Source organism: Micromonospora arida (genome assembly GCF_003857035.1).
GTDB classification, from domain to species: domain Bacteria; phylum Actinomycetota; class Actinomycetes; order Mycobacteriales; family Micromonosporaceae; genus Micromonospora; species Micromonospora arida.
On the sequence record NZ_QGSY01000211.1, the window covers coordinates 1 to 689 of the forward strand.

The following is a 689-nucleotide window of genomic DNA, read 5'->3' on the forward strand; positions in this document are numbered from 1 at the left end:
CGGAGGGGAAACGCCCGGTTACATTCCGAACCCGGAAGCTAAGCCCTCCAGCGCCGATGGTACTGCACTCGTGAGGGTGTGGGAGAGTAGGACGCCGCCGGACAATCTTCCAGAAAAGGCCACCCCTAACGGGGTGGCCTTTTCTGCGTCTCCCCTTTCCCTGCTTTCCCTTTCCCTGCTTTCCTGCCTGGTGGATCGGCCCGGCGATTCCGGATACCGAGGGCTGTCCCGATGACCTGGTGAGGTCGGGAACAGGGAGCAGAGCTGCCCCGGCGCCGGCAAGGTCACGCCTGTCAGGCTGGCAACAGGGCACCGCGTTGCCCCGACGCTGGCAAGGTCACGCTCGATCCTGGATGTAGTGGGCTCACGGCGCGCGGACACCACTACATCCAGGATGTTGCACGATCTTGCAGTCTGGGGATCGGCGGCGACGCGGGGAAGGACGGGGATACTCCGGTCCACGCGGTCTGTGGTGGCCGGTGCTGAGCGGGCATGCGGTCCGGCCCCGGCGGTCCGGGTGGTCGTTCGCCTAGACGGATCGTTTGGCCCGGCGGATCGGTGGCCCGGGCGGATCGGTGGCCCTTGCGGATCGGTGGCCCGGGCGGATCGGTGGCCCGGGCGGATCGGTGGCCCGGGCGGATCGGTGGCCCGGGCGGATCGGTGGCCCTTGCGGATCGGTGGCCCGGCCC

The 689-nt window shown here is 68.9% G+C and carries 1 rRNA gene; it reads left to right on the forward strand.

Annotation, left to right across the window (positions count from 1 at the left end):
* Window positions 1-103: ribosomal RNA gene (gene rrf / locus DLJ58_RS20015) — 5S ribosomal RNA — on the forward strand; the annotation flags it as partial.
* Window positions 104-689: the final 586 nt, after the last annotated feature.